Source organism: Microcystis sp. MC19 (assembly GCF_003019735.1).
GTDB lineage: Bacteria > Cyanobacteriota > Cyanobacteriia > Cyanobacteriales > Microcystaceae > Microcystis.
The window spans coordinates 708,255-731,158 of sequence record NZ_CP020664.1 but is presented as its reverse complement, the minus strand read 5'-3'; the positions used below and the strand labels follow the sequence as shown (position 1 = coordinate 731,158).

Annotated in this window: 24 protein-coding genes and 1 pseudogene; 9 read left to right on the top strand and 16 right to left on the bottom strand. The window is 42.4% G+C overall.

Annotated features, from left to right (window positions below; all coding sequences use genetic code 11):
- Nucleotides 1-3: 3 nt before the first annotated feature.
- Together modA and pyk are read right to left on the bottom strand one after the other, a co-directional pair.
- Nucleotides 4-801 carry a molybdate ABC transporter substrate-binding protein gene (modA, locus tag B5D77_RS03700; protein ID WP_106908305.1) on the bottom strand — a complete coding sequence of 266 codons (798 nt, stop codon included), beginning with the start codon at nucleotides 799-801 and terminating at the stop codon, nucleotides 4-6.
- A gap of 252 nt (nucleotides 802-1,053) precedes the next feature.
- The gene (gene pyk, locus B5D77_RS03695; protein WP_106908304.1) at nucleotides 1,054-2,475 is read right to left on the bottom strand and encodes a pyruvate kinase; all 1,422 of its coding nucleotides are present in this window, start codon (nucleotides 2,473-2,475) and stop codon (nucleotides 1,054-1,056) included.
- A gap of 211 nt (nucleotides 2,476-2,686) precedes the next feature.
- Here pyk and bchM point away from each other — a divergent pair, with 211 nt between their 5' ends.
- The 5 genes from bchM to B5D77_RS03670 all read left to right on the top strand — a co-directional run bounded on the left by bchM (nucleotide 2,687) and on the right by B5D77_RS03670 (nucleotide 5,449).
- The gene (gene bchM, locus B5D77_RS03690) at nucleotides 2,687-3,379 is read left to right on the top strand and encodes a magnesium protoporphyrin IX methyltransferase (protein ID WP_008200421.1); all 693 of its coding nucleotides are present in this window, start codon (nucleotides 2,687-2,689) and stop codon (nucleotides 3,377-3,379) included.
- Nucleotides 3,380-3,382: 3 nt separating this feature from the next.
- The gene (gene panB / locus B5D77_RS03685) at nucleotides 3,383-4,150 is read left to right on the top strand and encodes a 3-methyl-2-oxobutanoate hydroxymethyltransferase (RefSeq protein ID WP_002734057.1); all 768 of its coding nucleotides are present in this window, start codon (nucleotides 3,383-3,385) and stop codon (nucleotides 4,148-4,150) included.
- Nucleotides 4,143-4,637, top strand: a complete 495-nt coding sequence (msrA, locus tag B5D77_RS03680) for a peptide-methionine (S)-S-oxide reductase MsrA (RefSeq protein WP_106908303.1) — start codon at nucleotides 4,143-4,145, stop codon at nucleotides 4,635-4,637. The genes panB and msrA overlap by 8 nt, the downstream gene beginning before the upstream one ends.
- Nucleotides 4,638-4,688: 51 nt before the next feature.
- On the top strand, nucleotides 4,689-4,997 hold the full coding sequence (locus tag B5D77_RS03675; RefSeq protein WP_002782143.1) for a carbon dioxide-concentrating mechanism protein CcmK: 309 nt from the start codon (nucleotides 4,689-4,691) through the stop codon (nucleotides 4,995-4,997).
- Nucleotides 4,998-5,101: 104 nt separating this feature from the next.
- Entirely contained in the window at nucleotides 5,102-5,449 is a 348-nt protein-coding gene (locus B5D77_RS03670) for a carbon dioxide-concentrating mechanism protein CcmK (protein WP_008200430.1), read from the top strand.
- Nucleotides 5,450-5,516: 67 nt separating this feature from the next.
- Here B5D77_RS03670 and B5D77_RS03665 read toward each other — a convergent pair whose 3' ends face one another.
- The 5 genes from B5D77_RS03665 to B5D77_RS03645 all read right to left on the bottom strand — a co-directional run bounded on the left by B5D77_RS03665 (nucleotide 5,517) and on the right by B5D77_RS03645 (nucleotide 10,647).
- Complete coding sequence (locus tag B5D77_RS03665) at nucleotides 5,517-5,753, bottom strand: DUF1515 family protein (RefSeq protein WP_039899875.1); 237 nt, start codon at nucleotides 5,751-5,753, stop codon at nucleotides 5,517-5,519.
- 252 nt (nucleotides 5,754-6,005) lie between these two features.
- Nucleotides 6,006-8,015 (bottom strand): NAD-dependent DNA ligase LigA, encoded by a 2,010-nt coding sequence (gene ligA / locus B5D77_RS03660; RefSeq protein ID WP_106908302.1) that lies wholly within the window; start codon nucleotides 8,013-8,015, stop codon nucleotides 6,006-6,008.
- A gap of 14 nt (nucleotides 8,016-8,029) precedes the next feature.
- A complete protein-coding gene (locus B5D77_RS03655) occupies nucleotides 8,030-8,596 on the bottom strand; it encodes a Uma2 family endonuclease (RefSeq protein WP_008200436.1) in 567 nt (188 codons plus the stop codon).
- Nucleotides 8,597-8,619: 23 nt separating this feature from the next.
- On the bottom strand, nucleotides 8,620-9,183 hold the full coding sequence (locus B5D77_RS03650) for a Uma2 family endonuclease (protein WP_008200438.1): 564 nt from the start codon (nucleotides 9,181-9,183) through the stop codon (nucleotides 8,620-8,622).
- Between the two features lie 144 nt (nucleotides 9,184-9,327).
- Nucleotides 9,328-10,647 carry an aminopeptidase P N-terminal domain-containing protein gene (locus B5D77_RS03645; RefSeq protein WP_008200439.1) on the bottom strand — a complete coding sequence of 440 codons (1,320 nt, stop codon included), beginning with the start codon at nucleotides 10,645-10,647 and terminating at the stop codon, nucleotides 9,328-9,330.
- A gap of 61 nt (nucleotides 10,648-10,708) precedes the next feature.
- Here B5D77_RS03645 and B5D77_RS03640 point away from each other — a divergent pair, with 61 nt between their 5' ends.
- From B5D77_RS03640 to B5D77_RS03630, 4 genes and pseudogenes are all read left to right on the top strand, one after another.
- On the top strand, nucleotides 10,709-11,173 hold the full coding sequence (locus B5D77_RS03640) for a hypothetical protein (RefSeq protein WP_008200442.1): 465 nt from the start codon (nucleotides 10,709-10,711) through the stop codon (nucleotides 11,171-11,173).
- Nucleotides 11,174-11,666: 493 nt separating this feature from the next.
- Nucleotides 11,667-11,828, top strand: a complete 162-nt coding sequence (locus B5D77_RS25670) for a hypothetical protein (protein WP_159036938.1) — start codon at nucleotides 11,667-11,669, stop codon at nucleotides 11,826-11,828.
- 176 nt (nucleotides 11,829-12,004) lie between these two features.
- Nucleotides 12,005-12,192 (top strand): annotated as a pseudogene (locus B5D77_RS03635) (transposase DNA-binding-containing protein); the annotation flags it as partial.
- A 345-nt stretch (nucleotides 12,193-12,537) separates the two neighbouring features.
- Nucleotides 12,538-12,810, top strand: a complete 273-nt coding sequence (locus B5D77_RS03630; RefSeq protein ID WP_008200446.1) for a lipopolysaccharide assembly protein LapA domain-containing protein — start codon at nucleotides 12,538-12,540, stop codon at nucleotides 12,808-12,810.
- A gap of 393 nt (nucleotides 12,811-13,203) precedes the next feature.
- On the opposite strand, the gene B5D77_RS26905 is transcribed toward B5D77_RS03630, so the two are convergent.
- From B5D77_RS26905 to cas10, 9 genes are all read right to left on the bottom strand, one after another.
- Nucleotides 13,204-13,602, bottom strand: coding sequence for a hypothetical protein (locus B5D77_RS26905; protein ID WP_254053030.1), 399 nt, complete (start codon nucleotides 13,600-13,602; stop codon nucleotides 13,204-13,206).
- Between the two features lie 143 nt (nucleotides 13,603-13,745).
- Nucleotides 13,746-14,300 (bottom strand): hypothetical protein, encoded by a 555-nt coding sequence (locus B5D77_RS26900; protein WP_232306167.1) that lies wholly within the window; start codon nucleotides 14,298-14,300, stop codon nucleotides 13,746-13,748.
- 21 nt (nucleotides 14,301-14,321) lie between these two features.
- Nucleotides 14,322-14,636, bottom strand: coding sequence for a hypothetical protein (locus B5D77_RS26895; protein WP_008200455.1), 315 nt, complete (start codon nucleotides 14,634-14,636; stop codon nucleotides 14,322-14,324).
- A 46-nt stretch (nucleotides 14,637-14,682) separates the two neighbouring features.
- Nucleotides 14,683-16,647 (bottom strand): type III-B CRISPR module RAMP protein Cmr6, encoded by a 1,965-nt coding sequence (gene cmr6 / locus B5D77_RS03620; RefSeq protein ID WP_106908300.1) that lies wholly within the window; start codon nucleotides 16,645-16,647, stop codon nucleotides 14,683-14,685.
- A 60-nt stretch (nucleotides 16,648-16,707) separates the two neighbouring features.
- A complete protein-coding gene (locus tag B5D77_RS03615) occupies nucleotides 16,708-17,097 on the bottom strand; it encodes a hypothetical protein (protein ID WP_008200459.1) in 390 nt (129 codons plus the stop codon).
- 20 nt (nucleotides 17,098-17,117) lie between these two features.
- Nucleotides 17,118-17,681: a Uma2 family endonuclease gene (locus tag B5D77_RS03610; RefSeq protein ID WP_008200462.1), complete on the bottom strand. Its 564-nt coding sequence runs from the start codon at nucleotides 17,679-17,681 to the stop codon at nucleotides 17,118-17,120.
- Nucleotides 17,682-17,690: 9 nt separating this feature from the next.
- On the bottom strand, nucleotides 17,691-18,470 hold the full coding sequence (gene cmr4 / locus B5D77_RS03605; protein WP_008200464.1) for a type III-B CRISPR module RAMP protein Cmr4: 780 nt from the start codon (nucleotides 18,468-18,470) through the stop codon (nucleotides 17,691-17,693).
- 6 nt (nucleotides 18,471-18,476) lie between these two features.
- Complete coding sequence (locus tag B5D77_RS03600) at nucleotides 18,477-19,601, bottom strand: type III-B CRISPR module-associated Cmr3 family protein (protein ID WP_106908299.1); 1,125 nt, start codon at nucleotides 19,599-19,601, stop codon at nucleotides 18,477-18,479.
- Nucleotides 19,601-22,612: a type III-B CRISPR-associated protein Cas10/Cmr2 gene (gene cas10 / locus B5D77_RS03595; protein ID WP_106908298.1), complete on the bottom strand. Its 3,012-nt coding sequence runs from the start codon at nucleotides 22,610-22,612 to the stop codon at nucleotides 19,601-19,603. Before cas10 ends, B5D77_RS03600 begins: the two co-directional genes overlap by 1 nt.
- Nucleotides 22,613-22,904: the final 292 nt, after the last annotated feature.

Below are 22,904 nucleotides of genomic sequence, written 5' to 3'. Positions count from 1 at the left end.
TGTTTATCTGGCTATTCCGAAGCCGAATTTTTCAAAAATGTTTTTAGCGGCTGTCCTGGTGAGATATTGGGCGAAAGTCTTGGCAGCTTGCGGGTTTTTGCTGTCTTTAATCACAGCTATGGGATAAATAATCGGAGAATGGAGATTATTGGCAGCCGTGGCCACTACTTTTACCCGGTCGGAAATTTTGGCATCGGTGATGTAAACAATGCCAGCATCGGCGTTACCAGTTTCTACGGCGGCGAGAACATTGCGGACGGAGTTGGCAAAGACCAGTTTTGGTTTTATTTGCTCTAAAATGCCGAGATTTTTCAGAACTTCTTCACTGTACTGACCGACGGGAACGCTGCGCGGTTCACCCACGGCAATTCTTTGGACATTACTGTTAGTCAGGGAACGAAAATCGCTGATTTTTAGGGTGGAATTCTTGGGAACGATTAAAACTAGGCGATTAGTGAGCAGGTTTCTTCTGGTACTTGTATCGATTAAACCAGCTTTTGCTAAAGCGTCCATTTGCTTAGTGGCAGCCGAGAGGAAAACATCGGCCGGTGCTCCCTGTTCGATTTGCCGTTGCAAAGCTCCCGACGCAGCGAAGTTATAGTTAACTTTAATGTTGCCATGAGCTTTTTCAAACCCCGGCTTGATTCCTTCTAGGGCCTCTTTGAGACTAGCGGCGGCAGAAACTAGAATTGTCTGGGTTTGTGCAGTGGTGATAGTAGACGAAAAAAGGTTTATGCTGGGAGATAATGACCAAGCAAGGACAATTGAGCCGATAAAAGCCAGAAAATATCGTCTTTTCATCAAGATTGATAGCAAGCGATCGATATTTATATTTCTATCACAACCAATCCACCGCCCAAAATCTGTATCTAGGGTTTGCGGCAAAAAGTTTTTCGTGGGGTGTGGGGAAGTGGGGAAGTGGGGAATGGGGAGGTGGGGAGATGGGGGAGTGGGGAAGTGGGGGTGTGGGGAGAAAAAAGCTGACTCCTGACTCGGAGAATACTGACTCGGAGAATACTGACTCGGAGAATACTGACCCCTGAATCCTAGAACTTAGGGAATCGTGTGAATTTTGAGGAAATTGGTTCCTTTATTTTTCTGCATGGGAATTCCCGCCATAATCAGGATTTTATCGCCCGATTGCGCTAGATTTTTCTGAAGTAGAATTGATTCGGTTTGCTTTAACACATCCTCAAAGACGGACACCTGATGATCAAGAAGAATCGGGATCACACCCCAGACTAGATTGAGACGGTGATAGACTCGTTTATTGGGAGTCATGGCAATGACGGGAACCGAGGGACGTTCCTTAGAAGCCAGTAGCGAAGTGTAGCCAGAGGTGGTAAAAGTGACAATATAACGGAGATCAAGGGTTTGATCGATCGCCACTAGAGCCTCACTGAGAGCGTGAGTTTCATCGGACTCATTGGGGGGAGCATTATCAAACTTCACATCCGCTTCCACATCATGGGCGATTTTGGCCAACATAGCCACCGCTTTGACGGGAAAATCTCCCACTGCTGATTCCCCCGATAACATTACCGCATCGGTTCCATCGATAATTGCATTAGCCACATCACTAGCCTCGGCCCGAGTCGGTCGGGGACTGTGAATCATGCTTTCTAACATCTGGGTGGCAGTGATGACGGGAATAGTTTTCATGTTGCAGAGTCTGATAATGCGTTTTTGCAACATAGGGACTTTTTCGGGACTTAATTCTACTCCCAAATCGCCCCGGGCCACCATAATGCCGTCACATTCCTCGACAATTGACTCTAAATTTTCGATCGCTTGCGGTTTTTCAATTTTAGCTATCACTGGCACATCCGCGTGATTTCTCTCGGCTAAAAATGCCTTAATCGCCTTGATATCTTCTCCTTTACGAACAAAACTCAGGGAAACCCAATCAACCCCCTGAGCAAGACCAAATTCTAGGTCTTGTTTGTCTTTTTCGGTCATGGAAGGTAAGCGCAAATTGAGACGGGGTAGATTAACTCCCTTGCGACTCTTGAGAATTCCTCCCTCCAATACTTGACATTTTAGGTTTTTTCCGTTAATTTCAACGATTTTTAGCTCTAATAAGCCATCATCAAGGAGAATTTGCTCGCCTAACTTGGCTTCCTCGGCCAGATAGGGATAATCGATCGAAACGGTGTTCGCTTCTCCCCGATACTCATCCATGGGGACAAGGGTGAGATAATCGCCGTCGTTGATGGTAATGGAACCATTGGGGAGATTACCAACGCGAATTTTCGGCCCTTGTAAATCTTGCAGGAGAGTGATAGGATTGTCTAATTCTTGAGAAATTTGCCGTAAAAGGCTGACAACTCTCGCATGATCTTCGTAGCTACCGTGGGAAAAGTTTAGCCGCGCTACATTCATCCCCGCACCGATCATCTGCTTGAGGACTTCTGGCGAATTACTGGCAGGGCCGATCGTGGCTACGATCTTAGTTCTATGGGTAATAATTGACATGGAACCCTTACTAATCGATCTTGGGACGATTACATGATATTCACTTTAGGTTAACTAAAAGTGAAGTGGAAAACAAATTAAGCTTTTCCACAGACTTGCAATCGCTCCCGGTCCGCTCCTGAGCAGTCAGGAGTCAGCCATCAGCGGCAACGGTTGAGATCTTTCACGGTAGGATAAACTAATAACCATCTCCGCTCGTTTAGATTTCGTTATGACCAACACATTAGACGATAAAGCCATAGTCAAGGACTATTTTAACGCCACAGGATTCGATCGCTGGCGCCGGATTTATGGGGATGGCGAAGTTAACAAAGTACAAAAAGATATTCGCATCGGTCATCAACAGACGATCGATACCGTTATCGGTTGGTTAGAAAGTGATGACAATTTGCCCAATCTCTCAATCTGTGATGCCGGTTGTGGAGTCGGTAGTCTTAGTATTCCCCTCGCTAAAGCGGGCGCAACTATTTTCGCCAGTGATATTTCTGAGAAAATGGTGACAGAAGCCAAGGAAAGAGCAGCCAAAGAGTTAGCAGATACCAGTAAACTCACCTTTGCCGTTCAAGATTTAGAAGCATTAACCGGCCAATATCACACAGTCATCTGTCTTGATGTTCTCATTCACTATCCCACAGAAGAAGCATTAGGAATGATTAAACACCTGGGCTCCCTAGCTCAATCCCGTTTAATCCTCAGTTTTGCCCCTAAAACCTGTTTATTAACCATTCTCAAGAAAATTGGTCAATTTTTCCCCGGTCCGAGTAAAACCACTCGCGCCTATCAACACAAGGAAAAAACTATTGTCGCCGCTCTCAACGAAAATGGCTTTAAAATTGAACGGACGAGTATGACTAGCACTCGTTTCTATTTTTCCCGTATCCTCGAAGCTGTCCGCAGTGAATAAATAATGGCAGTCACCACCAGCAAATTAATCGAGTGGAAACAGCAAAAACGCGCGATTGTCACCCTCACAGCTTGGGATTATCCGATCGCGCGACTGCTCGATCGAGCAGGAATTGATATTATTTTGGTGGGTGATTCCTTAGCTATGACCGCTTTGGGCTATCCTACCACTTTACCGATCACCCTAGAGGCGATGATTCACCACGCGGCGGCTGTGTCTCGCGGGGTAAAACAAGCTTTAGTTGTCTGTGATTTGCCTTTTCTCAGCTATCAGGAAAGTGTCAGTCAGGCAATTCACTCCGCCGGAAGGATGTTAAAGGAAGCGGGAGTACAAGGGGTAAAATTAGAGGGAGGTTATCCCGCTATGATCGAGACGATTAGCCGTTTAACCGAGATAGGCATCCCTGTTATGGGTCATATCGGATTAACTCCCCAGTCAGTCCATCGCTTAGGATACCGTCAGCAGGGAAAAACTCCATCGGATGCACAAAGACTAATCGAGGAAGCTTTAGCCTTGGAGAAAGCGGGAGTATTTGCCCTGGTTTTGGAACATATTCCCGCCAATTTAGCCGCTACTATTACCGATAAATTGACTATCCCGACGATTGGTATCGGTGCGGGGGAAGATTGTGATGGTCAGGTGTTGGTAACGGCGGATATCCTAGGATTAACCGAAAAAGCTCCCCCTTTTGCCAAAGTTTATGCTAATTTAAGCGAAACAATTACAAAAGCAGTTGTAGAATTTGCCAAGGATGTGAGGAGAAATGAATAACGGCGAAAAAGCTACCTTTGGGGCCGGCTGTTTTTGGAAAACCGAGGACGCATTTCGGCGTTTACCTGGTGTTTTAGCGACTTCTGTGGGTTATATGGGGGGACATTTTCCCAATCCTAGTTATCTCGATGTGTTATCGCGAATTACCGGCCATGCGGAAGTGGCACAAATTGCCTATAATCCCCAAGAAATAAGCTATGAGGCGTTATTAGCCGTTTTTTGGTCAATCCATGATCCGACTCAGTTAAATCGCCAAGGACCGGACCGGGGAGAACAATATCGATCGATTATTTTCTATCACACCCCGGAACAAAAGTTAATCGCCACTGCCTCCAAGCGTCAACTACAACTATCGGGAAAGTTTCAGCAGCATATCGTTACTTTGATCGAACCCGCAGGAGATTATTATCTGGCCGATCAGTCCCATCAACAGTATTTAGAGAAAAAACAGGCTCGATTGATCGGAGATTTGCAGAAGAAAATATAAAGACAGGTTCGGGGTATAATGTAAAGTTGCTTTCGCAGGAGATCAGGAAAAATGCCCGAGGCGGTCGGAGTCATTCAAACGTTGGGTTTTCCCCCCGTTTTAGCGGCGGCGGATGCCATGGTTAAAGGGGGACGAGTCACCCTAGTTTATTTTGATCTAGCGGAAAGGGGCGAATTTTTGGTGGCGATTCGCGGTCCGATTTCCGAGGTTAAACCGGCAGTAGAGGCAGGATTAGCGGCAGCGATGACCGCTTTTGGTGGCAATGTGGTCAGTCATTACATCGTACCTAATCCTCCAGAAAATGTACTGGCGGTTTTACCAGTGCAGCATACGGCTAAGTCAGACCGTTTTCGCAGTTAATTTCCCTAGCGATTTGCCCCAAACTAGACTATAGTTAAAGACTGGAAAATAGATTGGATTCTATCAATTGAACTTATCTGATTTTTGTTATTAGGAGTTAATTTATGACAGCCCAACCCGCGGTGGGATCGATCGAGACAAAAGGTTTCCCCGGTATTCTAGCGGCCGCCGATGCGATGGTAAAAGCAGGACGGATCACGATTGTTGGTTATTTAAGGGCAGGAAGCGCCCGTTTTACCCTCAATATTCGTGGGGATGTACAGGAGGTAAAAACCGCTATGGCTGCCGGCATTGAAGCCGTCAATAAAACCGAGGGGGCAGCTTTAGAAACCTGGGTAATTATTCCCCGTCCTCACGATAACGTGGTGGCTATTTTACCGATCGATTATAGCGAGGCAGTGGAACCTTTTCGCGCCGCCGCCGACGGTGCGATCGCTCCGATTCGTCGTTAATATTCAAGGTCAATTTTTTGTTAGCGGTTGGAACTTGTCTAGTTCCAACTTAGTTTTTAATGATGATTTAAGTTTTAGTCAGAAAACCGAATTTGATAGTTGCTGCAACAGTTGCACCGATAACAGTGACTATCAAAGCCGATATTTGAGCCGTTGCCCTTTCTTTCAAGTCTTTAACATCTTCTTTGAGTTGGGAAACTTCGGCCTCTATTTTCGGCAATACTTCTAGTTTTGTTTCGATTCGCTCTAACCGATTGTCAAGTTTAGCGAGAATATCGGCTCTCCCAGCTTTGGTGGGTAAAATGTATTCTAAGATACATTTCTCAAGAGCGAGGGGGTGGAACGAACCACAAAGACACAAAGGACACAAAGATCGATCGATCCTATGTCAATTAAACTTATCACACAGAACCTAGAAGAGCCTTTAAATTACGAACAGCTTATGATCCTTTGGGTACACCCCTTGATGAAATTATTCGTACTTATTGTCTTGCTTAGTGTCTCGTTCTTATTTGAAATAACTATACTTCCGCAGATTTGCTCCAATCTTAAGCTTTTAACCCTTGATTAATTCGAGTAGTTGTGCTTCGGTTAGCTGAGTAATGCCCAATTCTAGGGCTTTTTCTAGCTTAGAACCCGCCGCTTCTCCTAGCACTAAATAATCGGTTTTTTTGCTGACAGAACCCGTCACTTTCCCCCCAGCTTTTTCGATTAATTCTTTCGCTTCCTCCCGTTTGAGAGTTGGTAAAGTGCCAGTAATCACAAAGGTTTTCCCTGCTAAAGTCGCTTTCGTGGTGGTGGTTTTTGCTGCTGCGGCCAATTGTAAACCGGCTGCCTGTAATTTAGCGACTAAATCCCGATTAGCGGCGATTCTAAACCAATCATAGACCGATTGAGCGATTTCTTCACCGATACCATAGACAGAGGCTAAATCAGTCACGCTGGCGTTAGCTAACTCCTCCACAGTCCGAAAACTTTCGGCGAGAATTTTGGCGTTAACGCTGCCCACATAGCGAATCCCTAGCCCATAAAGTACCTTCGACCAGCTTTGATTTTTGCTCTGATCGATAGCTGTAATCAAATTTAAGGCTGATTTCTCGCCCATTCGGTCTAATTTGGCAATTTCCGTTTTTTCGAGGCTGTAGAGGTCAGAAATGGCGGTGACTAATCCCTGTTCAATCAGCAAAATTACCACTTTTTCCCCTAATCCCCGGATATCGAGAGCATCGCGACTGGCCCAATGTACCACACTTCCCCGCAAAATCGCCGGACAGGAACTATTAACACAGCGCGTCACCGCTTCCCCCACGGGACGGACTAGGGGAGATTGACATTCAGGGCAATTAGTGGGCATCTGGAAGGGTACAGTCTGGCTAGGACGCAATTCTGGCAGTATTCTCACCACTTCTGGGATAATTTCCCCCGCTTTGCGGATAATTACCGTGTCACCGCTGCGGATATCCAATTCGGCCACTCGATCACTATTATGTAAAGTAGCCCTTTGTACGGTGGTCCCTGCAACCTGTACCGGTTCCATCACCGCCATGGGTGTGACTGCGCCGGTGCGTCCCACATTGACGATAATATCTTTAACTACCGTGGGGACTTCTTCGGCGGGATATTTTAAAGCGATGGCCCACCGGGGGAATTTTTGGGTGAATCCTAACCGATTTTGTCGCTGTAAATCGTTGATTTTGACTACGACACCATCGGTCATGTAGGCTAATTGATGACGTTTTTCTTGCCAATCTTGATAGTATTGCGCCACTTCTTGCAGGGATGGACAGAGTTGACGGTGGGGATTAACCAGAAATCCCAGGGTTTCTAATCTATCTAAGGATTGCCATTGATTAGTGATATGGTTATCGTCTAAATGCAGGGTATAGGCAAAAAATTGTAAGCGTCTTTTATCAACTATTTTCGGATCTAATTGTCGTAGGGTTCCCGCTGCCGCATTGCGGGGATTAGCAAAGAGAGATTCCCCTTTTTCTTCTCTTTCTTGATTGATTTTATCGAAGGTATCGAGGGGTAAAAAGGCTTCGCCACGCACTTCCACAATTGCCGGGGGATTATCTATATTTAAGCGTAAAGGAATAGAGCGAATTGTCCGCACATTGGGGGTAATATTTTCGCCAGTGACTCCATCTCCTCTGGTAACACCTCTGACCAAAAAGCCGTTTTCGTAGGTTAAAGCTAACGCGGAACCATCGATTTTTAATTCACACACATATTCCGTGTCTTGGGTTTCATTTATATATCTCTGCCAACGGTTGCCCCATTTATTTAATTCTTCGAGGTTAAAGGCATTTTCGAGACTATACAGGGGAATATTATGACGGACAGAAACAAATTGACTAGAGATTTTATCCCCGACTCTTTGGGTGGGACTATCGGAGGTGATTAATTGGGGATAACGCTTTTCTAGGTCTTCTAATTCCCGATAAAGTTGATCATAAACGCTATCGGGTATAAAAGGATCATCAAGAACATAATAAGCATAACTGGCTCTTTGTAGTTCTGTTTTTAGTTGTTGGCAGCGTTGTTGGATTTCTAAGGGGATAGTCATAATCGTTAATAATGCTACTGGGCAAAGACCATTTGAGGAGTTAATTGTAAATCGGGAAATGTCACCGATATTATCCTATCTTCCTGATTAAATTCTGCCAGTTCATAAAATCCCGAAATCAGGGTTAAAACTGATATTTTTACAGCAATAGGATCGATAATCCAGTATTCAGGAATGCCTCTTACCGCATATTCTGAACGCTTATAACGGTAGTCATCATCGGCATTACCGGGGCTAACAATTTCTACAACTAAGAGGGGAGGAAATTCAATCACTGCTGTGGTCATATTTCTAATCTCTTGACATTGTTCAGCAGTTAAAATCATTAAGTCTGGAATTCTCGATTTAGCTTTATCGGTGCGAATTCCTACCGTAGCGGGCATAACTTTCCAAGTTAAATTTAATCTTTTAATTTCCGCTATTAAATAATCATAAAGAAAGGCAAGAATTAAAGCATGAAAGCCACTAGCGGGAGGCATGGAAATTAATTCTCCGTTAAATAATTCGTACTTATTATCTGTGGAGTCCTGATAATTTAAATATTCTGCAAAGCTATATATTTTTTGTCGGGTAGCAATCATGATAACCTCCAGCCGAGATTTTACTATTCAAAGACCATTTGAGGAGTTAATTTTAAATCGGGAAATGTCACCGATATTATCCTATCTTCCTGATTAAATTCTGCCAGTTCATAAAATCCCGAAATCAGGGTTAAAACTGATATTTTTAGGGACATAGGATCGATAATCCAGTATTCAGGAATGCCTCTTACCGCATATTCTGAACGTTTATAACGGTAGTCATCATCGGCATTACTGGGGCTAACAATTTCTACAACTAAGAGGGGAGGAAATTCAATCACTGCTGTGGTCATATTTCTAATCTCTTGACATTGTTCGGCAGTTAAAATCATTAAGTCTGGGATTCTCGATTTAGCTTTATCGGTGCGAATTCCCACCGTAGCGGGCATAACTTGCCAGTCTAATTGTAGCCTCTCTATTTCCCTTTCTAACAGCTTAAATATATATCTAAGTATCAAAGCATGAAAGCCACTAGCGGGAGGCATGAAAATTAATTCTCCGTCAAATAATTCGTATTTATTATCTGTGCAGTCCCGATAATTTAAATATTCTGTAAAGGTATATATTTTTTGTTGGGTAGCAACCATAATAATCTCTAGAAAAAACTTAACTGAATCTCCTTAAGGGGGGTAGGGTTGATTCATGAATCAACCCTACCATGAATCAACCCTACCATGAATCAACCCTAGGGTTAGGGGGGAACTGACAATTTTTAACACCTAGCTTTTTACTTAAGATTCGATATCCTCAACTTTTTTAGGAACCGTTGCAGTTAAAACCTCATTTCCTGTGGCAGTAACTAACACATCATCTTCGATACGGATACCGATACCTCGCCATTTTTCTGGGACTTCCGGCTGTCCTTCAGCCGGTTTAATATCGGGGGCGATATAAATACCAGGTTCCACGGTTAAAACATGACCGGGTTGCAAAGTTTGCCAAGTTTCTTCGTTAACTTTATAACCTCCCGCATCATGGACATCTAATCCTAACCAATGGCCGGTTCTGTGCATATAAAAAGGCTTATATTTTTCCTCTTTAATTATCTCATCAATATCGCCGACCAATAGCCCTAAATCTACTAATCCCTCCACAATTGTTCTGACGGCTGTGTCATGAAAAAGATTATAAGGATTACCAGTTTTTACCACGTCAATCGCCTTTAATTGCGCTTCCAGAACAATTTCATAGATAATTTTTTGTTCGGGGGTAAATTTACCATTAACGGGAAAAGTGCGGGTAATATCACCGTTATAGTAATTGTAGGCACAACCAGCATCAATTAACAAAAGCTCATTTTCTTGTACTTGGCGATTATTGTTGATATAGTGCAGAATACAGGCATTAGCACCACTAGCAACAATAGAAGGATAAGCCGGACCCATACCCCCTTCTAGGCGAAAAGTATGCTCGATTTCCGCTTGAATTTGATACTCATAGTGACCAACTTTGGTAAATTCTCTGGCCCGATTATGTGCCTGTGCTGAAATAGCAGTTGCTTGGCGAATATTGTCCAATTCGGCCTCGGTTTTCAGTAAGCGCAAAGGATGGAGAATAAAATTAGTATCCTCTAAAGCAGTCGGTCCGGTGCCGCGACGGGGAAAAGTGGCGATTAATTTTTGCCAGTGATGGAGAACATTTGTATTAAAAGTTTTGTCCCGTCCGAGATGATAATAAATTCGTTCGGCTTTTTCGAGATATTGGGGTAATTTTTCGTCCAATTCTTGGATAGAATAGGCCTCATCAGCAGCAAAAATCTCCTTTGCTCCTTCCACACCGTGGAGATAGCCGGTCCAGGTTTCTTTTTCGGGGTCTTTTGGCTGCACGAACAGGATAAACTGATGTTCGGGGTGATGGGGTGCTAAAACCGCCACCGCCTCCGGTTCATTAAATCCTGTCAGGTAAAAAAAGTCACTATCCTGACGATAGGTGTATTCTACGTCATTATGCATGACCGCCATGGGCGCACTGCGAAAAATTGCGGTTCCATGGCCGATTTTTTCCATTACCTGCTGACGACGGTGCTGAAACTCTCTGCGATCGATGCCCATAGATATTCCTAAAAATGTCACAATAAGTCTTAGAGTCTATTATCGCTAATCTTTTTAGTTTATGACCCCTGAAGAACCGGATTTTTCCCAAGATATCATCGAAAGGCGCGAGTTTACCCTAGCAGATTTTATCGCTCAAGAGGGGGCGGATTTCCTCAAAGGGGAATCTCCCGTCCCCAAATTGGTGCAAGTTACCACAGAGATTAAACAATTTATTGCCGCTAATTTAGGGGATTCTTCGGGAGCTTTGCAGATAATTTTACAGCTTATCGTCGATGAAGAATTAACAAAAGTCAGTCAAAATTTAGATAATCCCGTTCACGCTTTACGGTTAATCCTAGAAGAAATTTTAGACAATCAAGAATTCCTCTATGAATTAGTACACCGAGTCGATGTGAAATGGGGACAATTATACGGAGAACGTCCCTATTTTCAACAACCCAATCAAAAACCTCACCCTGAAGACGAATACACGCACAGTTCCGTCAGAGATAAGTTAGTCAGTTTATTACAGCAGTTATCCTAATGGTGAGATTAGGAAGTTTTCGTTTTGGGGAGACTCCGAGACTCCCAGACGATGACCGATCAAGGCATACCTTATCTTTATGAGAAACTCTATCTTTTAATTATTTCTCAATAAACAGAGACTAATAGGAGCGGCAAGGGGTGCATCTCCTATTTGTGACTTTGGTGTCAACCTAAGCAATAAGCTTAATTATAAAGAGTAGCTGATAAGTAGGTGGGTGGAATTAAATATAAAATGAACATAGGTTGGGTTGAAGCATAAAACCCAACGCCCGCATGGGTTACGCTACCGCTAACCCATCCTACAAATAATTGTGCCTACCTACTTAATCCATTTGATGACGTAGGGGCGCACCGTGGTCAGTGAGTTTATCGAACTGCGAGCACCCAAATCCCCAAAAACCGCCCCAAAAAAACCCAAATACCCTGATGAACCGGATTATTGCTGGTGGCACAATTATTGCTGGCGGGCGAACGCAGTTCGCCCCTACAAAATGGACGCGCCTAAGGGCGGGAAAGAAAGGGAAAAAAGAGGAAAAGGGTTACAGAGTCCCCCCGACACCGGACACCACCCGAAAACGGCCGTTGAAGTAGAAGTGGCTGCGGCTGTTGTGGCTGCCGCGGTAAGCGGAACGGCAGTCATACGGAGCGGTTAAGTAGCTGGTTATAATTAAATTGAAGATGGATTTTGGGTTCGATCCCCCCTGCCCCCTTAATAAGCTATCCATTAGTCAGATCTTTCTTAACAAAAAGAGAAGAAACTTAAAAAAAGGGAAACCGATTGATAGGTATAGTTTTGAAAGAAGGAATCAAGGTTGGGGTAAGCAAAAAAATGGAGAAATGGGCAGCCCAAGAATTACAGTATGCAGAGCTAGGGGACACCAGAAGAAAGAAAAGATTAATCAGTATTGTGGAAAACTTGGCTGGGCATCTAGAACAATTATACCATATATTTCGGCAAATCTAGCCGCCACCAGTGCCACATCTGATTTGGGGAATTCACCCTATTTTCAACCTTCAGCGGCGAGAATGATTGCTTCTCTTGGGGGTTTTTTCGCTAGAAAAGGTGCTGATGTTAAAACTATTTGAGCCATCTTGCACATTTTTCTCTTTTTGTCAAATTTTATGTTAAGAAAGATGTAAATAATCGATAGCTGGGGGTGAAGACCACGAATAAAGAAAAATAGTAAGTAGTCGTGCAAAATTAATTTCCTAGTGAAGATAGGCAAAAGGCAAGAGGCAAGAGGCAAGAGGTGGTTAGATATGTGTAATTAATTTTGCTTAGGTACTTATTAATAGGGAGCTAACCGGGAAATTAGCCGACAAAACCTTAAAAAATCTTCTACAAACATGGCGAGGACAAGCATGAATACAATTAGTAATTTTTTAGCTAGTGCTATTGTCGGTGGTTGGATTATGACTATGGCAGTTTTTGCTATTCAAAATATCCAACCGGTTTCTTTAAAGTTTCTACAATTTGAGTCAATTAAAGTACCCATAGGCATTTTATTGGCTTTTTCTTTGGCAATGGGATTTTTTATCGCTGCAATTATTCCCGCTTTTTTCAGAAAGTCAAAAAAATCTCCTCGCAGTCGCTTTTCTCCTCCACAATCGGGGTTAGACGAGTTGGATTTTTAAATAGTCTTTTGACTGGCTAATTTATCGGCTCTCTTGGGTTTGGTGGGGAAAATGTATTCTAAGATACATCCCTGCCAGCGAGCGACTGTAACGAACCACAAAGACACAAAGGACAGAAAGATTGATCGGTTCTACATAAGTTAAACTGATCACACAAAGAATAATACTAAATCCGTTGATTATAGGCTACATATCAGGACAGGCAAAAGGCAACAAGAGGAATAAATAATCAGTCTTTAATAAACGGATTTGGGATAAGAAGGCCATTTATCGGCAGCATCCGGGGTGCATCTCAATTTAGTCGAAATATCTATAGGACATTTTGGGCGCACGCAATGCGCCCAAACCATGGTTGCGGTAATATTATTGTAGGTGCTAATTGCATTTTGTACTTTAAACAACATTATAATTTTTGATAGCTATTCTGACTCTCTCATGAATAGAAGCAAATAAACTTCCTTGCCATAAATAATTAAATTTATTTTCTGTGATTAGATTGAGACAATTTAAAATTTGCTTTTCCCAGTCTTTTTGATTGTAAGTATCTTTTCCCCAAGCTTGATATAATTCCTTCTCACTAATACCTCCTAATTTATGAGATAATCGATTTCTAAGATTACGCAATTCTTCAGAACCCCAAGCTTTTAAATCCTTAAAGTTTGCCTGGGGAGAAGTGAGAGCAATATACTTCTCTATTAATCTCTGTTGAGTAGGACTATCTAGCTTAATTTCAGGGACAGGATTGCCATTATTAACAAAAAGTTCTTTAAAAGCAGGATATTTATTCAACATAGATGATTGTCAAGATGAATAAGTATATTTAGATTCAATTATATGCTCTTTAAACTCATACCTTAAGTATTCATAAATTAAGCCTTCTACAGCTCTAAACCTGTGAAGCATAGCCTCGGTTGTATTTGTTTGTTTTAGTCTAACTACTGCGGTATAAGCTTGTTGATAGGCCATCGACCAATATTGTTGATGCTGCTCTTTTTGTTGATTATTGAAACTAAAAGAAGCGGATTGAAAAAATCTTCAAATTGTCCTTGATTCCAGCTTACTCCAGATTTAATTAGAGCATAGGTTTCTTTCCATTTTTGTTTATTTTGTTCATAGTAAGGTTTAACTAAGTCCTGAAGACCAGCATAATCATAGAGTTCTAATAATTGTAGGGCTTGTTGTCGAGTGCGATCCCAAAGATAGTTAGTCCCTAAAAAAGGGACTGTGTAATCTGAAGAAATTCCCTTTTTCTTGTCATGAGGAGTGGGAATAAATTCATAGAATTTAATATCGTTTCCATAAGAACTCAATCCCGAAATTCTCCACGCTTCTGAAGTTTGCCCCACCCCACCTTTTAAGCACAATAAAATGGGTTGATCGGTTTGAGGTTTTATATTTTCTTTCCATACTTGTTGCCACCAACGGAACATTTCCTCGAAGTTAGAAGGGTTTTCATCATTTCTACCTATAGAGAAAATATTTACTACCAAATCAGAATTTAATTTATTTAGTCAATACTTGATTAATTCTCCTGAGTAAAGACTATATTTTTCTCTTTCTTTTACTGTTTCATTTTGATCAGTTACTACTAAATAAACTTTTTCGAGATCATTGATTTTATCTTCCAAAAGCTTACCCAGAATCACAGGTTTTACTTGATTGCCATAATATTGAACATTTTCCCAAAGGTATTGGGATATTTCTCGAAAAGATGATTTTTCGGTCAGAGCTAAATCAGACACCACTTCTATCTGTTCTCCGAGAATATAACCTTTCATACGATCATCGCCAATATTATACCAGTCACCAGTGGTGACTTGAAACATTAAATCTCTGGTTCCGATCGTTGCGACTAAAATTAATTTTATGAGATTATAAAGGGAATATTTGAGCAAAATTTTGAGGACTTGTATTACTTCTTAATTGCCTAATAAACTCTTGACGGGGATTCAGATTAGCACCGAATACAGTAACTATCTGGTAATTTCCTAAATCAGCAATCCACACGGGAGAAGGTTTAGCTCCACCACTGACTTTACCACAGAGATTACCATCATATTCTCTTTGACCATTTTTACCGGTAATTTTCAAAGTATCACTGTGAAGAATCGCTAAAGCATGGGGTTTACCTCCTTGTTCATTTCCTGCACAGACAAAAATTTGACAATTACTATCGGCCGCATCAATCCATTGATTTTGTGAAACTTGATCTACTGTTCTGAGATTATTAGTATTGATATTGGTTTCACTAATTTTATCCAAAATACCATAAAAATCTCGTAATCTTTGCTGAAATTGTTGTTTAAAACCCTGCACATCCTTGGCAATTGTCCAAAAATCTTCTTCACTGTCAATATACAATGTAGAGCCACGAAACCAGGGGGCGTATTCACGAGTTTTGCGAGAATAATTAGGTCGTCTTGCACCTTGACCAATACCACCCATATCAGCTAAAAACCAAAGCAAATATTTAGCTAATTTTTTAACATCTTCTTGTTTATCTTTTGGGGTTTCAGAAGATAAAGATAAGACTAAAGTTACCCGTTGTTCACCACAAGGATCATTTTTACCCTGAGCATTGGTTCGAGGTTCTTTTTGGGTAACTTTACCCTCAAGAATATTCACTTGTAGATAACCGTATTTTTTAGGATTAATACCTCCAAATAATTCAGCTTCAATCTTTTGAACTTCGTTAATAGGTAAAACTCCAGATGCCAAAACACGAAACCAGTATCGCAGCATCGATTTAAAGGCTGTCGGACGAACTTCTGCAACGGGTGCGCTCCGCATTTGCCATTCATTGCGTCGGTGATTCCATTGCCATTGGGTGAATCGTTGATAACCATGAATTAATTGACCTTCTAGCTCGAAATTTAATCGATAAAAACTCGAATCGTTGTCATTTTTATTATTATCAGGATGAATATTATCATCAATTGGCTTTAATTCACCGTAACCACTATTTACCTGTGAACCTATACCAAGCTGTAGCCCTTTATTAAGCCATTGTCTTACCTGTTCAAGTATCTTTTTATCCTCACAGTTACTAGCTAGACGTAAACCAATTAAAAAAATTGGTTCTTTGAGAGAGAAAAAAGCATTAGGGTTAGGAGAATATTGCGTATAATCATCTTTCCATGACCAAATATTATTAGCCATGTCAATTTCTAACCCCCCGTTTTTAGAAGGTAAAGGATAGGCATCGAAAAAGATAACTTTACCCGTTTTATTTTTTTCCTCTTTGGCGTTTATATCACCGAAATAGGCAGCGATTTCTTTTTCCGCGTCTTTCCATTCCAGATTATTTGCCGCCATGATTTCTCGGATGGCTTGGGTTCTGGCAACACCCCGCAATGTACTAGATGGAATATAGGGCATTCCGAGGGCATCAAAGGCAGGTAAAAGAATACTTTCCGGTCCGCGATGACCACCGACACGAATACGCCAAGTGGATTTGACTGGAAAAGCGATTCCGTCTCTCGCTAACAGTTGGGTACGTTGATTGAGTTGCTCAAGACGCTGAGTGTAGTTAGCATTTTCTTGGGCTTTTTGCAGAATTTGGGTTTTAGTCGCATCTTTGTGTGGATAGTCGGCAGCGCGCATCCAACGGAGATATTCGACAAAACTGGCTGATTGGTCGGGTTGAGGTTGGTTTTCGGGGTTTAACCACGGTGAGGGTTGAGGAGGATTGTTATTGCCGCCACCGCCGTTATTATTGCCGCCGCCACCCCTAGGAGGCTGTTGGGGGGGCTGGTGGTTATTTGTGGGTTTTATAGCTTGATTTTTTAGGGTGGGTTTTTGAGGGCGATTAGGGGGTGGTAAGGGGCTATGGGACATAATTATAATTTCCTTTCTGGTTGAATGAATGATAAAAACTGTGGTGACAATTTACCTGAGTTAGTCCCCACTTTCCACATCGGAATAGATGGCGTTAGCCCAGAAGCTAAATTCTTGGGCGATTTCCAAGCCTAAACCCGTTAGACCCAGATAATCATCGGTAGATAAATCTTTGAGAGTAGTTAATCCTTGAGAATTAGAAAGATTATTTATTTGAGATAACTCTTCTAGGCATTGAAAATACTTTTTAACGACCTCTTTTTTTCCTTCTTGATTGAGGGTAGTTTCCTCAGCTTTTAGGCGCATCATTCCCCAAGTCGAAAGATAGGTATAAAGTTCAAGAGCTTGTTTTTTTTGTTCTTTGCGGCGACTATCATCACCAGTATTTAAATATAATTCTTGTAAAGCATTGAACACGGGATTGCTAATCGTTCTAGGGTCGAATGTCACGGTTATTTTGGCTCCAAAAGTTAAAAAATATTCCCTGACCAAAGGTCATCAAGAGAAATGAAAATATCGGGAAATGCGGCGGCAGATAAAGTTCCTGTAGTAAATTTTTCTTGATATTGATAATCAGAATTTATCGGTTGACGGAAAACATAAATCTCTCGATTTTTGATGGCAACTACCCAATATTCTGCAATACCAGCTTGGGCATAGATGCGTTTTTTTTCTGTTAAGTCTTTACTGAGAGTTAAGTCAGAAATTTCGATTAACCAAAAAATTTCATCGGCATAGGGATGATGATCTCGATAGCGAGAACGAGGGGGAAAAACTACAGCAATATCCGGTTCAGGTTCCGAGTTTTCTAGGGTAATGGGTCCAACTTCTCTTACCCATGCTTTATCCTTGAGACGTTGACGGAGAAAGTGGGCTAATCCTTCTCCACTATCTTTGTGTAAAGGGCCTTCTGGACTCATTTCGAGAATATCTCCATTCAGTAATTCTACACGCCGATCGATTAAAATTCCCGCCGCAATCATGCGATGATAATCGACCACTGACCATTTAGCTAGGGCAAGATTATCAGTCATAAATTACCTCTACAATTGTTGCACAAAACCGCGTCCTAAACTTTCCTGCCCACCGATTTGAATAATGTCATTATTTGCTAATAACCGTTTAAAATCAGCTTGTGATTTTTGTTTGGTTTGATTAGCTTGAGAGGTGACACCCCAAGGAAAATACATTAAGGTGTCGGGGGGAATAGCTTCTTCATAACGAAGTCCACCATCGACGGATTTATGCTCATCTAATTTAATTTTAACTTGTCGCCATAAACTCATTTGAATGAGAGTCGTGCAATGCTGATCCGGTAATACTAAGACTTGATTAATGCCACTGCTGACAGAGTTTTGGGGAATAAAACTTGACCAAGTTGACCAGTCTTTTAGATCATTATCCTTGAGAATGGCATCCTTGAGATAGACGTTCCTGTTAGCTCTTTTAAAACTACAGCTATATTCGGGGGGAATTGTCAGACGAGGATTAGTTAATCTTGTCCAACGACGGAGAAGTAAAGGCGAAGTGATCCAGACGACACCGTGACTTAGAGAAGAGATGGGCAACCAGAGAATCGAGCCATCTCCTATCCAGATGTCTCCCTGTTCCAAGTTTTCTGCACCTTTATCGATTTCATTACCGAATAACTTAAATTTTAGGGTTTCTTCGGTAGCTAAAGAACGGATTTTCCCGCGAATTGTACTGGAGGGAATATATGGTAAAGTGGTATGGGATTCACGAGCAATACCCACTAGATTGCCTTCTTGAGTCATGCCTCCGGTGTGTAGGGGAGAAAGTAGATAAAAGTGAATTAAGTTCATGATTAATCATTCTCCTTTATAGTTGATCCAAAGTAATTCCGAGTAGCCTAATTTGCGCCAGCGTTGGTGATATTCGGGGCTATCGGGCCGATCTTGAAATAGGCGATCGGGTTGATTTAAATAGTATTGACTACCCGGGGGGGCGGCGAAGACTTGGGGGGCGGGAATGCTAATATTTTCTTTTGATTGAATGCGGCAACTGATCGGAATAGCTCGATCGGTTGCGACACTGACTAGATTGCCCGGTTTCTGATTACTATTAACAGTATGGGCGAGTTTCCATTCCCAGGGCCAAGAGTGACAAATGGCTTGATTATTATCGTGACGGCGTTCAAAAATACCAGGGGTAACGAGATAGGCGATCGCTTTATTTATTTGTTTAAAGTTCTCCTCGGATTTTTGTTTTAATTTTTGCCATTGTTGACCTAAATTATCGCATTTTTCCAGTATAACTCGGTGTCCTTCTCCTCCTAACCGCAAAGTTGTGGGAGTGAGAATATCAACATCAATTCCGATCGCTATACTCCAACCGGGTAGCATTCGGATCGCTTTTTCCACAAAGTATCCATCGGCATCTTCTACCTGTTTACTTCCCGGTTTCATGGCATTATGGGAACGAATTTCTTCTTGCCAGGGTTTATCTTCTCCTTTGTGTTTTACTAACCATTGGCAAGGGTCGATCGCTCCTGTTTTTAAATAATCGAGAATAACTTCACAAGGTAGATACTGACGATATTTACTTTCGTTCTCTTCTTCCTCTTGATTTTCTCGATTTTGGCAATTTTTGTGAGGTTTAGCCTTAGCTAAGGGGGCAGGTTTCGATCGATCCCAAAATATATGGTTTTTTGAAATAGTTAAATTATCACTCCAAGAAATAGGAATTAATGGGTCAGAATTGGCGAATCCTAAAGGACGGGGTAGATATAAAGTATCTCCGGCAAAGGATAGGAATGGACCGGTGATTTTAAAATAGCTATTTTTAGAGCGATCTAGTAAAGCACTTAAAGCACCGGCGATCGTGTGACCGTTGGGGGGAAATGTATTTCCGGCCCAGGTTCTTTCTCCGGGGCTAAAGGGTTTGGCATCGCGTAGGAGAAGAACATCTAGGGGAGTGATTGTGTACCAATACATTAAATGGAACCTCCGATCTTAATCTCTCTTTTTCGAGTCATAAAAGCCGCTAATTTCATCCAGCTACGCACGGCTTCATTAAGATCATTAGGATCATTTTCCGTGGTTAACCAAAGATGTTTGAGAAAGTTGCTTAGGTCTTTTTGAAAAGCTTCTCTGTTGTCTGTTGTTAGATTTTCCCGACGGCTAGAGAAGGCCTTGACCCAAACCTCGATCGCTTCTATCATTGGTACAGGATGCTGTTGCCAAAGGCCGGCCACTGCCTCGAATAAACTGGCATCGGAATTACTGGCCAAAAGTTTTTGCCAGAGAGGGAAAACATCAAACTTAGCCGTAGATTTTAGGACTTTACCGTTACCGTAGAGAACGCGCACTTGTACGGCATCTTTTTTGACTTTTTTGCCGTCAAAGCCTTTATAGGCGTGTTCCTTGGCTTTTTTCTCAGCTTCCCAGAGATTTTCTAGGGCGATAGCGAGGGGGACAGAATGATGAGCGATGACAATACCGAAACTGATAGTCGCCCGCTTTCCCATAGTAAATAGGGGACGTTTGGCGAGATTTTCGGGAGGTTTTTCGCCTTGCCATTGCCAATAGTCACCAGCGTTATTAAATTCGCCATGGGGGTCTTTTTCTCCCTTAAAACATTGGCGGATATCCCATAACCATTTATCCCATTCCCAGAGATTAGTATAGGCGAGAACATCATCACCGCCACCATAGATTAAGCGTCCTGCATAGCGTTGTTCGGTGAGGTAGGGAACGAGTTGATTAGAGAAGTCTAAAAGGGCGCGACTGAGGGCGCTATGGGTAGATGGCCCCATGGGTTTATTGAGGGTGACAAAATCGCCAAAAGCTTTTTGTACTTCTTTTTCTAGGGTATCGGTTTCGGTCGGGGGATGATCGGCGTATTGATGAAGTGACTTAGCGATATATTCTCGATAGGGTTTCATTTCTTGGCCTTTTAACCATTCCCCCATTCCGTCACCATCTCCTGCGGCGATAACATACCAATCAGCCGGGTTATTGTTGGGATAGTTTTGGTCAATTAATTGGCTTAATTGATGGCGATAATTAGCCACTTCTTCATCGGCAATCTCTAGTTCTTCTACTAACCATCCCGCATTAAGAAATCGAGGGTGATAACGTTTATATTCCGGTTCGATGTGATCGTCAATGTAGGGGATTCCCCAGGGTTGGGTAAGTGCTGAGGGAATATTTTTACCGTCTTTTCTTAGCCTACGGGAGATGGTGCCACAAACTCGATGGAAATGGTCGAGATCACCACCTGTTTTGAGATAACCGGCGACTCCCACGGTTAAATCGGGATAAGCGGCATCTAGACGCTCTTGGTCGCTATTTTTTAAGAGTTTTGGCAGGATTAGGTGTAATCCGCGTTTAACGGTTTCGGTGGCGTTGAGTTGTTCGATCCCATCGAATAATCCGGCATTTCGTTTCCAGTATTCTTTGCTTGCTTTTTCGCTAATCCAATCGTTGTCACCATCGGGATGGACGACGGGTCCGAGTCCAGAAATGGTGGAACGGGGACCGAAAGCGGTGGGAATCTGCCAATCGCGGGCATTTTTGACGGCAGCAAGGGCAGAAAGGTTTTGCTCGACAGCACTACTCCACCAAGAACCAACATTTGAACTAAAAGGAGGTCTTTTCCACTTCTGATGAGCTAATTCTCCGGCTTTTTGCAGAAATTCCTGCTCTTTTTCTAAAAATAGAGCTTTTTGATCGTAGAGATTATAAAGTTCGTTTTGTTTATCTGGCCAGCTTTGCGCTTTTTCTGGGGCTTCGGCTTGATTTTCGTCGATATTTTCGTTTTCTTTGTAAATTTCGCCACTGATGAGGGGTTGGTCTTCTCTACCGATGGGAACCCCCACATAATAGGTTTGCCATTGGGCATTTAACCAACTGTCCCAGGTACGACTATTTTCTTTTAATTTGGGCATCCAGTGACGTTTTGCCAATTTCTCGAAAACTTGCCGACTAATTTCTTTCCATTGTTTTAATAGGCTAGATTTGGCGGTTTGCATAGCCGCCGCGACTTTATCTTTGGGCAAGAGGAGGATAATAATGTTGGGAAATCCGGCGGTTAGTAATTGTCGATCGCCCGGTGGGTCGATCCAGGAGCTAAAATCGGCGTATTTTTCTAATAACCATTGATCGATTAAGGGTTGTGCGTAGAGAGAGGGATAGATCAAACTATCGGGGCCGTATTGTTGGGCGAGTTGCCAGCAGACTTGAGCAGATAAATAGTGCAGAATCCAAGAACCTGCCCAAAAATCGCCCATTTTGCGGCTGGCTTTGATTAGTTCTTGGACTGGGGAAAAGGTAAAACTAACGAGATAAGGGTGGGATAATTGTTTTCCCGTCGGCCAATTATTGACCACATCCTCGGAGGTGAGATCATATCCCGCTAGAGTCCCGGCAATGGCCGCCGTTAAACTAGCATGACTCCAGATCGATCCGTCCGGTATTCTGGTTTCGGCGGGCATTAGGAGCAGATTTTCGTCATCGAGTAATTTCGCCGCTGCTTGGGGAAGACAGCGCCATAACCACCAAAATAGTTCTTTAGCTTCGTTTTCTAAGATTCCTGTGCGTAATCTGGCGGGAATTTGGTTAAATAGTCGTTTTTCCTGTTCTTTTAAGTAATCTGTGCGGTTAGAAGCAATTTGTTGGTGATTTGCGTCGGCTAATTTGAGATTTAAGGGTTCTCCGGAGAGGAGGTGACGCAATTCTAGACCTGTTTGTTGATCGTAGTTAACGAATTGGGTTAAACTACCGATCGCCGATCGATCGCTGGCTGAGGTGATATAGTCAGCTAGTTTGATTTGTTTGAGAATTTTTTTAGTCGATTCTTCGGGGTTATGTTTTCCCCACAACTTCATTACTTCTAAATCTCTCCAGAAGCTGTTATCACCGCGTCCTGAGTTGCTATGTAGGGCCTTGAAGACGGGATCGTGTAGTAATCCCCAGATTTTCGCTTGCCAGTATCCCAGGGCCATAAACGCCTCAACTCCTTGCTGACCGATGTTCCCACTATATTCAATATGCCCTAGGAACCGCTAGAGATAACACGATATTTTGAAGATTTTTTTTAAAAAGCTTCAAAAGCTGATCCTGTCTAAGTTTCTGGTGGTATAGATTTTTTTATATGATTATTATTAGCTTTGGATAGTGTTGGGAGCAGACAACCTCGGTTTCTGGTAAAATCCCTCGATCTACCACAGTCTGGAGATTTTGGCGGTTTATATGGCTGATTTACCGAAAAATTGGGTTTAAAGCCTCGCCCTTTTA